The sequence below is a fragment of the Achromobacter sp. DMS1 genome (genome assembly GCF_001270295.1).
Genome location: NZ_LHSJ01000154.1, coordinates 1 through 9,904, shown reverse-complemented (window position 1 = coordinate 9,904; position 9,904 = coordinate 1). Strand labels below are relative to the sequence as shown.

Genomic DNA, 9,904 nt, shown 5'->3' with positions numbered 1-9,904 from the left:
CGTTCAGCCGCCCTGCCCGCCCGCGGCCGGGTCGGCCTTCAGCAGATCGTAGATGCGCTTGCCCACGCGGCCGTCCTGCGCCAGGTTGCGGCGCTCCTGTTCGGCGCGCACGGCCTCGCGGGTCTTGGCGCCCGGAATGCCGTCGGGCTGGCCCACGTCGTGGCCCAGCTTGTTGAGCATTTCCTGCAGCGTGCGGATCTGCGCGCGCGACAGGCCGGGGTCGTCGGTGGGCCAGGCCGTGGCGAGCGCCGGGCCGCCCTGCAGACGGTTGAGCAGCAGCGACACCGCCAGGCCGTAGCGGCGCGATTGGTTGTAGTGCTGGATGGCGTCGAAATTCACGGTGGCCAGGAACACGGGGCCTTTGGCGCCCGTGGGCGCGAACAGGTAGGCCGCCTCGTCGTTGCCGGACGCAAGCTCGAGGGGACGGCCGCCGGGCAGCGTCACGCCGGCCTGCGCCCATTGCGCCAGGCTGCGGCGGTCTTGCGAGCCGACGTATTCCGCGTCGGGCGCGGAAGGAATGGACGCCGCCAGCGCCGGCGGCACCCGCACCTCGATCACGGCCGGCAGGCCGTGCGTCCATTTGGCGCGGCGCTTGCGCAAATGATTGGCCGTGGAGGCCAGGGCGTCGGGCAGCGAGTGATAAAGATCGATGCGGCCGTCGCCGTCGCCGTCGGCCGCCAGTTCGTAGAACGACGTGGGGATGAACTGCGTCATGCCGAACGCGCCGCTCCACGAGCCGATGAAGTCATCGGGCGCGACCACCCCGTCGCGCAGCAGGCGCACGGAGGCGTAGGCGTTCTTTTCCCAGAGGGGCTTGTTCTCGGTGCAGGCGCGCGTGAGCCAGGCATCGAGCACATTGGTCTTGCCGACCTGCCGCCCGTAGTTCGTCTCGATGCCGAAGATGGCGACCAGCGTGGCCGGATCGACCTGGTACTGCTGGCCGATCGCCTGCAGTTGCGGGCCGTACCTGGCCAGCACCTCGCGGCCGTCGGCCACACGTTCGTCGTCCACGGTCTTGGCGATGTAGTCCCACCAGCTCTCGCGGCCTTCGGGCTGGGCCTTGGCCGAAGCCACGGTGGCGGGCAGCAGTTGCGCGCCGGCGGTGTACTTGTCCCAGTCGGCCGCGCTCAGGCCGTTGGCGGCCGCGCCCTTGCGCAGCTTCGCCAGGCAGGCCTTGGTGTCCAGTTCGGTGGGCGCGATGATGGCGGGAGCGGCGGCGGGCGCGGCCGCCGTCGCAGCGCCGGGCACAGACGCGGCGGGCGCCGGCTGCAAGCGCGAGCCGGTGGCCGATGACGGCGACTGGGCCTGGGCGGCGCCAGCCAATGCGGCCGCCGTCAATGCCAGCAGGACCGGGGAACGGGACGAGATTCGAAAACGCGTTAGGCTCTGACGCATGGCTATCCTGGAAATTCGGGATCAGCCGCGATGGTAACGCGAGGCGGCGGCGAAATCGAACGCGGCGCCGGCCCGCTCCCTCATCGGCGCCATCGTGAATGACACTTGCGGGTTGCCGCGTTGCGCCGTGCGCGATGGCGGAGAATAATCGGAGCACTGCCGCCCCGGGCCGGCCGCCGCCGGCGCGTCCGCCCCGGTCTCGCCCCAACCGGATTCTGGAGTTCCCATGCAAGACTGGCTCGACACCCTGCCCAAGGCGGAGCTGCACATGCACCTGGAAGGCTCGCTGGAGCCCGAGCTGCTGTTCGAACTGGCCCGGCGCAACCGCGTGGCGCTGCCCTGGCCCGACATCGACGCGCTGCGCGCCGCGTATCGGTACCACAACCTGCAGGAATTCCTGGACCTCTACTACCAGGGCGCCGGCGTGCTGCGCACGGCGCAGGACTTCTACGACCTGACCTGGGCGTATCTGCTCAAGTGCCGGGAACAGCACGTGGTGCACACCGAACCCTTTTTCGACCCGCAGACGCACACCAGCCGCGGCGTGCCCATGGGCGCCATGTTCGAGGGCATCGGCCAGGCGCTGGCCGACGGGCGCGAGCGGCTGGGCGTGACGAGCGGCCTGATTCTCAGCTTTCTGCGCCACCTGCCCGAGGAAGACGCGCAGCGCACGCTGGACGAGGCGCTGCCCTACCGCGACGCCTTCATCGCGGTGGGCCTGGACAGCAGCGAGCGCGGCTTTCCGCCGCGGCTTTTCCAGCGCGTGTTCGAACGCGCGCGCGCCGAGGGGCTGGCCGCCGTGGCGCACGCGGGCGAGGAAGGCCCGCCGGAATACGTATGGGAGGCGCTCGACCTGCTGAAGGTGGCGCGCATCGACCATGGCGTGCGCGCCGCCGAAGACCCGCGGCTGATGGCGCGGCTGATCGACGAGCAGGTGCCGCTCACCGTATGTCCGCTGTCCAACACGCGCCTGTGCGTCTTCGAGCACATGTCGCGGCACAACATCCTGTCGATGCTGGACGCCGGCGTGAAGGTCACGGTCAATTCCGACGACCCGGCCTATTTCGGCGGCTACGTCAACGAGAACTTCCGCGCCCTGCGCGAGCACCTGGGCATGTCGCGCGCGCAGGCCGAGGCGCTGGCCGCCAACAGCCTGGACGCCCGCCTCGCCGGGTAGACGGCCCTGCGGGCATTCCGCATTGACGCATGCCGGCCCGCTGACTAAAGTGGGCCGCTGTGTCTTCCAGGGCGGCAACCCGCCCCGCAACCCCGCCGCGGCGCGCCGCGGCATCACCGTGCCCATCTCCATGAACCACTATCGCGTCGGCATCGCCGGCTTCGGCGCCATCGGCCAGTCCGTGGCGCAATCCCTGGATGCCGGCCTGCCCGGCCTGTCGCTGGCCGCCGTGGCGGTCCGCAACCCCGACGCCCCGCCGGCCTTCGCCTGGCGCGGCGAGGCTCCCCGCTACACCACGCTGGAGCGCCTGCACGAGCTCTGCGACATCGTGGTCGAATGCGCGCCCGCCGCCGTCTTCCGCCAGATCGCCGAGCCCGCGCTCGCGGCCGGCAAGCGGCTGGTGGTGCTGAGCGCGGGCGCCCTGCTCCAGCACGACGACCTCATCGGCCTGGCCCGCGACAGCGGCGGCCAGATCATGGTGCCCTCGGGCGCCATCCTGGGGCTGGACGCCATCACGGCCGCGGCCGAGGGCGTCATCCATTCGGTCACCATGATTACCCGCAAGCCGCCCAAGGGGCTCGCGGGCGCGCCCTACCTGGTGGAAAACCGCATCGACCTGTCCGACGTCACCGAGCCGCGCCTGATCTTCCGCGGCTCGCCGCGCGAAGCCGCCGTGGGCTTTCCCGCCAACCTGAACGTGGCGGTCAGCGTCTCGCTGGCGGGCATCGGCCCCGACCTCACCACGCTCGAAATCTGGGCCGACCCCACGCTGGAGCGCAACGTGCACCGGGTGGAGGTCGAGTCCGACGCGGCGTCGTTCTCGGTCGAGATCCAGAACATTCCCTCGGCCAATCCCAAGACGGGCCGCATCACGGCGCAAAGCGTGGTGGCCGCGCTGCGCAAGCTCACCGCGCCGCTGCGCATGGGCACCTGAAATCCGGCGGCGGCTGCACGGCATCCAGCGCCGCGGGCGCTGCCTGCCGCCCGCCGCCGCCGCGCGCCCCGAATGGCCGGCGGCGCAGGCCGGAGCCGGCACGGCCCCGAATGTCCACCCGCCTTCGCCGTCCAGCGCCAGCCCGTGCGTGTGGAATGCGTCCAGCGTGCCGCGATGGCCCACGCTCACCAGCATGCGGTGCGGCAGGCGCTCGCGCAGCAGGGCGTAGAGCATGTGCTCCAGACCTTCGTCGGTGGCCGAAGTGGCTTCGTCCAGGAACACGATGGCCGGCCGGTTGTACAGCACGCGCGCAAACGCCAGGCGCTGCTGCTCACCCAGCGAAAGCACGCGCGACCAGTCCGCCACCTCGTCCAGGCGTGGCAGCAGGTGCGCGAGATTCACGTCGCGCAGCAGCGCGGCCATGCGTTCGTCTTCGTCCGCGCCGCCCCGTGGCAGGCCCGGATAGGCCAGCGCCGCCCGCAGGTCGCCCAGCGGCAGATAGGGGCGCTGCGACAGAAACAGCGCCTGCTCGCCCGCCGGCCGCCGCAGGCGGCCCTGCGCATAGGGCCACAGGCCCGCCAGCGCGCGCAGCAGCGTGGTCTTGCCGCTGCCCGAAGGGCCCTTGATGAGCAGCGCCTGGCCGGGCGACAGCCGCAGCGACAGATCGCGCACCAGCGGCTTTCCGTCGGGGCGCGTTACGGCAATGCCGTCCATCTCCAGGCCATCGTCCAGCGGCTCGGCGCGCAGCGCGGGCAGCGCGCGCGCCGCCGCGTTGGCGTCCAGAAAGCCGTTCAGGCGGTCCAGGGTGGCGCGATACTGCGCGAAGGCATCGTAAGAGGTGCGGAAGAACGATAGGGAGTCGTGCACCTGGCCGAAAGCCTGCGAGGTCTGCATCACGTCGCCCAGCTTGATCGCGCCGCTGAAAAAGCGCGGCGCCTGGATGATGTACGGAAACACCACCGCCACCTGGCTGGCCGAGAGGTTGAAGCCGTCGAACTTCAGCCCCCGGTACACGCGCGCCCACAGGTTGGCGATGTAGGCGGAAAACCGCGTCCACAGCGTGCCGCGCTCCACGCCCTCGCCCTGGTAGAAGGCGACATTCTCGGCGTTTTCGCGCAGGCGCAACAGGGCATGGCGGAAGTTGGCGGTGAGCCTTTCCGACAGGAAGTTCAGGCGGATCAGCGGGCGGCCGATGCGAAAGGCCAGCCAGGTCGCCGCCAGCACGTAGAGGTACACCAGGAACACCATGGCGCGCGGGATTTCCACGCCGGCCAGGGTGAGCGCGCCCGACAGGCTCCAGAGAATGGCGGTGAATTCCACCAGCGACACCATGGCGCTCAGTGCGCCGATGGCCAGCGTGCGCGAGCCGGTGACGAAAGCGGCGATGTCCTGCTCGATGCGCTGGTCGGGGTTGTCGACCGGCTCGTCCACGAAATGACTGCGATAATAAGCGCCCTCGTCCAGCCAGTCGCGCGTGAGCCAGTCATTCAGCCACACGCGCCAATGAATGTCGAAGGCTTGCCCGGCGTAGCTGTCCGCCAGCGAGCGCGCGACGTGCACGGCGGCCAGCACCGAGAATATGCCCAGGAAATGCCAGAACGCCTTGGCGTCCAGCGACTGCAGCGCGCTGTAGAAACCGTTGTACCAGTACGAGAACAGCACGGTCATGCGCACCGCGAACATGGCCAGCAAGAGCAGCAGCGCCACGGTGGCCAGCGGCCGCCAGTCGCGCGCCGGGTTGAGGTAGGGCCAGGCCAGGCGCCCGAACTTGCGGCCCCAGCCGGTGGTGCGCGAGAGCACCCAGGCCAGCGCGGCCAGCAGCGCGGCCGAGATGCCGAAGGCGCGCAGCAGCCACCACGCGCTCTGGGCAAGCTGTTGATTCCAGTCGAGGGTCATGGGCGGAAACCTTGCTTGCGGTTTCCTGGTTAGACGAGGCGGCGGGGCCGAGTTCCGGCCGCGGCGCCGCCTTAAGCGTGGCTTAAGCGTCCGGCGAAAAAAACGGCGGCCGCTCAGCCCGCGCGCAAATCGAGATTGGCGAACAGGTCGGCCAGCGTGGGCGTCGAGCGCGCGGGCCAGATGGCGCTCAGGTCGAAACTGGGCAGGTCCTGGCCGTCGCGCACTTCGCAGAAGCGCACGCCGCTGAAATTCAGCGAGCGGATCCAGCTCGGCAGCAGCGCCACGCCGCAGCCGCCCGCCACGCAGGCCAGCACGGTGAGCGTGCGGTTGGCTTCCTGCGCCACATGGGCTTCATGGCCGGCCCTGCGCAGCGCATCGAGAATGCCCGCGTAGAACGCCGGCAATTGCGATTGCGGGTACATGACCAGCCCGGCCCGTGCGATGCGGGCCAGCGTCACCGTGCCGTCCGCCTCGGCCTCGAACTCGTCGGGCACCGCCGCCACCAGCCGCTCGCGCAGGAGCTGGCGCTCGCGCATGCGGCCGCCCACCGCCACCCGTATGCATCAGCCCGATGTCGATTTCACCCGTCTGCAGGGCTTCGGCCTGCTCGGCGTTGCTCATTTCGCGCAGGATGACACGCACCCCCGGGCGCTGGCGCCGCAGCGCGCGCAGCGCCCGGGGCAGCGTGTCGAACAGCGCCGAAGACACCAGCCCCCACCGTGAGCTGTCCGGCGGCGCGCGCCCGCTTTCGCTGCGCCGCTGCGCCGCCGCATCGATGCGCGCCACGCTGGCGCGCACGTCTTCCAGGATGGACAGGGCCGCGGGGGTGGGCGAGGCGCCCTGGCGCGAGCGGTCGAAGAGCCGCACGCCCAGATCCTGCTCCATGCGGCGCAGGGCCTGGCTGAGCGCCGGCTGGGCGATGCCGAGCCAGGCCGAGGCGCGGCTCACGCTGCCATGGTCCACCACCGCCAGAAAATAGCGCAGATGCCGGGTTTCCATATCAATTCAATATGAATAAAGCCTTTTTACTGAATAGAAAACTATAACCGTTCTTCCTAGAATCCCGCCTCATACGAGAAACGAGCGCCGCGCCCGCCTTGCCGGCGCGGTTCCAGGAGACAGCATTGCCCCCCTTCGGCCCCGCCGTTGACACCCACGCGCATGTGTTCCGCCAGGGTCTGCCCCTGACCGCCGCGCGCCGCTATACGCCCGACTACGACGCCTCGCTCGCCGATTACCTGGCCCTGCTGGACTCGCACGGCCTGAGCCACGGCGTGCTGGTGCAACCCAGTTTCCTGGGCACCGACAACCGCTATATGGAACAGGCGCTGCAGGCCGAACCGCAGCGCCTGCGCGGCGTGGCGGTGGTGGACGAACAGACGCGCGAAGACGAGCTGCGCCGGCTGGCCGGCGCGGGCGTGATGGGCATGCGCCTGAACCTCATCGGCCTGCCCGTGCCCGACCTGTCTTCGCCCGGCTGGCGCCGCGTGCTGCAAACCGCCAACACCCTGGGCTGGCACGTGGAAGCGCACATCCAGGCGGCGCGCCTGCCCGAACTGCTGCCCGCGCTGCTGGCCGAGGGATGCCAGGTGGTGGTGGACCACTTCGGCCGTCCCGATCCGGCGCTGGGCACGGCGGACCCGGGCTTTCGCTACCTGCTGCGCCAGGCCGACTCCGGCCGGGTCTGGGTGAAGCTGTCCGCCCCCTACCGCAACTGGAACGCGGACGACTGCGCCAGCCAGGGCCGGGCCGCGGCCGCCCAGTTGCTCGACGCCTATACCGCGGACCGCCTGATGTGGGGCAGCGACTGGCCCCACACCGAGCACCGCCACGCGGCCTCCTACCCGGCCGCCGTGCAATGGCTGGACGCCTGGATCGACGACCCCGTCCAGCGCCACGCCATTCTCGCGGACACGCCCCTGCGACTGTTCCAATTCCAAGGAGAAACCCCATGACTTCCCTGCTCAAACGCCTGATGCGCCGCGGCCTGGCCGCCGCCGCCCTGCTGGCCGCCGCCGGCGCGGCCCAGGCCGCGTACCCCGAGCGTGCCATCACGCTGGTGGTGACTTACCCGCCCGGCGGCACGGTGGACGTGGTGGCGCGCCTGATCGGCCCCAAGCTGGCGGCCGAACTGGGCCAGCCCGTGGTCATCGAGAACCGCGGCGGCGCGGGCGGCATGATCGGCGGCGCGGTGGTCGCCAAGGCCAAGCCCGACGGCTACACGCTGATGCTGGATGCCTCCAACCACGCGCAGAATCCGGCGCTGCATTCCAGGATGCAGTTCGACACCCTGGCCGCGTTCGCCCCCGTGTCCCTGCTGCTGCGCGTGCCCAACGTGCTGGTCGTGACGCCCTCTTACGAGGTCAAGACCGTGGCCGACCTGATCCGCCTGGGCAAGCCCGGCGCCAAAGAGCCGGTGTACTTCGCCTCCGCCGGCCCGGGCTCGGCCCAGCACCTGGCGGGCGAACTCTTCAACCTGCTGGCCAAGACCGACCTGCACCACGTGGCCTACAAGGGCGGCGGCCCGGCCATGATCGACGTCATGTCCGGCCAGGTGCCCGTCATGTTCGCCAGCATGGGCTCGGCCTGGCAGCACGTGAAGAACGGCAAGCTGCGCGCCGTGGCCGTGGGCGGCGGCGAGCGCTCCAAGACCGCGCCCGACCTGCCCACCATCGCCGAATCCGGCGTGCCGGGCTACGAGTCGTATGAATGGAACGCGGTCTTCGCGCCCGCCGGCACGCCGCCGGAAATCGTCGACCAGGTTTCCCAGGCGCTGGCCAAGGTGCTGAAAGACCCCGCCATCGCGGAACAGCTCGCGGGCATCGGCGCCGAGCCCATCGGCTCCACGCCCGCCGAGCTCGACGCCTTCCGCCGCGCCGAGATCGCCAAGTGGCAGAAGGTCGTCAAGGAATCGAACATCCAGCTGGATTGAGTGCTGCGGGGCGAGTCCGCCCCGTTGCCGGCATGCCGGCACTGCCGCGCCCTTCGGGGCGCTTTTTTTGCCGCCCGAGGCAAGAAACGCGCCCTCGTGGAGGGCGGCAAGCCCGCGCGTCCGGATATCATTGGCCCATCGGCATTCCGAGGCACAGATGGAAAAACTCCGGATCGACAAATGGCTGTGGGCGGCGCGTTTCTACAAGACGCGCAGCCTGGCCGCGCAGGAAATCGGCAAGGGCCGCGTCTTCGTCAACCAGCAGCCGGCCAAGCCCGCGCGCGAGGTCGCGCCGGGCGACCTGGTGACGGTGCGCAAGGAAGATCCGCCCATCCACGTCAGGGTGCGCGCCCTGAGCGGTGTGCGCGGCCCGGCTCCCGCGGCGCGCCTGCTCTACGAAGAAACGCCCGAAAGCATTGCCGCCCGCGAGCGCGCGGCCGAGATGCGCCGCCTGGCTCCCGAACCCGCGCAAGACCTGGCCGAGGGCCGGCCCACCAAGCGCGACCGGCGGCTCATCGACCGGATGCGCGGGCGCTAGCGCGCGCCGGGTATTTCCGCGTTCGCGCGGCGCGCATCGCCGGGCGGATGGTCCGGATTCGCCGCGAGGGGAAGAACGCCCCGCCCTCCGCCCCCGATGCTCCGCCGTCCCGCCTACAGCGCGCGTCCCACGATCAGCGAATCGATCGCCATCTCCGGGCCGGCGCTCTTGCCCTCGTAGGGCAGCCGGCTGAGCACGTAGCGCATGGCGTTGAGACGGGCCCGCTTCTTGCAATCCGACTTCACGACGATCCAGGGCGCGTCGGCCGTGTCGGTATGCGCGAACATCGCTTCCTTGGCTCGGGTGTAGTCGTCCCACTTGTCCAGCGAGGCCAGGTCCACGGGGCTGAGCTTCCATTGCTTGAGCGGGTGCACTTTGCGCTGCATGAAACGGCGGCGCTGCTCTTCGCGGCTGACCGAGAACCAGAACTTGATGAGGTGGATGCCGCTGTTGACCAGGTGGCGTTCGAAGTCCGGCACCTGGCGCAGGAACTCCAGATACTCCTCCTGCGAGCAAAAGCCCATGACACGCTCCACGCCCGCGCGGTTGTACCAGGAGCGGTCGAACATGACGATCTCGCCCGCAGTGGGCAGGTGCTGCACATAGCGCTGGAAATACCATTGGCCGCGCTCGGTGTCGGAGGGCTTTTCCAGCGCCACCACGCGCGCGCCGCGCGGATTCAGGTGCTCCATCATGCGCTTGATGGTGCCGCCCTTGCCGGCCGCATCGCGCCCTTCGAACAGGATCACCACGCGCTGGCCGGTGGCCTTGACCCAGGCCTGCAGCTTGAGCAGCTCCACCTGCAGCCGGTACTTCTGCTTCTCGTAGTTCCGGCGCAGCATGCGATGGCGGTACGGATAGATGCCTTCGCGCCAGTCCGCCGCCAGCTCTTCGTCGGGATTGCGCCTCGCGGCGCGCCCCGGCGCCTCCGATCGCGCCGACGCCTCCGATTCGAGCAGCGCGCGGTGCACGGCGCGCGCGTCGTCCGGCGAGAGCGCGTCGATGACGGCCCGCAGCGCATCGTGCGCCGGC

The 9,904-nt window shown here is 70.3% G+C and carries 7 protein-coding genes and 2 pseudogenes; 5 read left to right on the top strand and 4 right to left on the bottom strand.

The genetic code is table 11. The features are described from left to right. Positions 1–3: 3 nt before the first annotated feature. Positions 4–1,323, bottom strand: a complete 1,320-nt coding sequence (locus tag AD428_RS16935) for a lytic murein transglycosylase (protein ID WP_235490677.1) — start codon at positions 1,321–1,323, stop codon at positions 4–6. Between the two features lie 298 nt (positions 1,324–1,621). Here AD428_RS16935 and AD428_RS16930 point away from each other — a divergent pair, with 298 nt between their 5' ends. Next, positions 1,622–2,572, top strand: coding sequence for an adenosine deaminase (locus tag AD428_RS16930; protein ID WP_053245953.1), 951 nt, complete (start codon positions 1,622–1,624; stop codon positions 2,570–2,572). Between the two features lie 130 nt (positions 2,573–2,702). Next, a complete protein-coding gene (locus tag AD428_RS27145) occupies positions 2,703–3,506 on the top strand; it encodes an aspartate dehydrogenase (RefSeq protein WP_200908057.1) in 804 nt (267 codons plus the stop codon). An 81-nt stretch (positions 3,507–3,587) separates the two neighbouring features. Here the strand turns inward: AD428_RS27145 and AD428_RS16925 are convergent. Next, positions 3,588–5,402, bottom strand: a pseudogene (locus AD428_RS16925) (ABC transporter ATP-binding protein/permease); the annotation flags it as partial. A 113-nt stretch (positions 5,403–5,515) separates the two neighbouring features. Then, positions 5,516–6,401, bottom strand: a pseudogene (locus AD428_RS16920) (LysR family transcriptional regulator). 125 nt (positions 6,402–6,526) lie between these two features. Here AD428_RS16920 and AD428_RS16915 point away from each other — a divergent pair. The 3 genes from AD428_RS16915 to AD428_RS16905 all read left to right on the top strand — a co-directional run bounded on the left by AD428_RS16915 (position 6,527) and on the right by AD428_RS16905 (position 8,872). Continuing rightward, positions 6,527–7,357, top strand: a complete 831-nt coding sequence (locus tag AD428_RS16915) for an amidohydrolase family protein (RefSeq protein ID WP_082308469.1) — start codon at positions 6,527–6,529, stop codon at positions 7,355–7,357. Further along, positions 7,354–8,334 carry a tripartite tricarboxylate transporter substrate binding protein gene (locus tag AD428_RS16910; protein ID WP_053245951.1) on the top strand — a complete coding sequence of 327 codons (981 nt, stop codon included), beginning with the start codon at positions 7,354–7,356 and terminating at the stop codon, positions 8,332–8,334. Before AD428_RS16915 ends, AD428_RS16910 begins: the two co-directional genes overlap by 4 nt. Before the next feature lie 157 nt (positions 8,335–8,491). After that, on the top strand, positions 8,492–8,872 hold the full coding sequence (locus AD428_RS16905; protein ID WP_053245950.1) for an RNA-binding S4 domain-containing protein: 381 nt from the start codon (positions 8,492–8,494) through the stop codon (positions 8,870–8,872). A 113-nt stretch (positions 8,873–8,985) separates the two neighbouring features. On the opposite strand, the gene ppk2 is transcribed toward AD428_RS16905, so the two are convergent. After that, a partial coding sequence (ppk2, locus tag AD428_RS16900; protein ID WP_053245949.1) for a polyphosphate kinase 2 occupies positions 8,986–9,904 on the bottom strand: 919 nt, incomplete at its 5' end.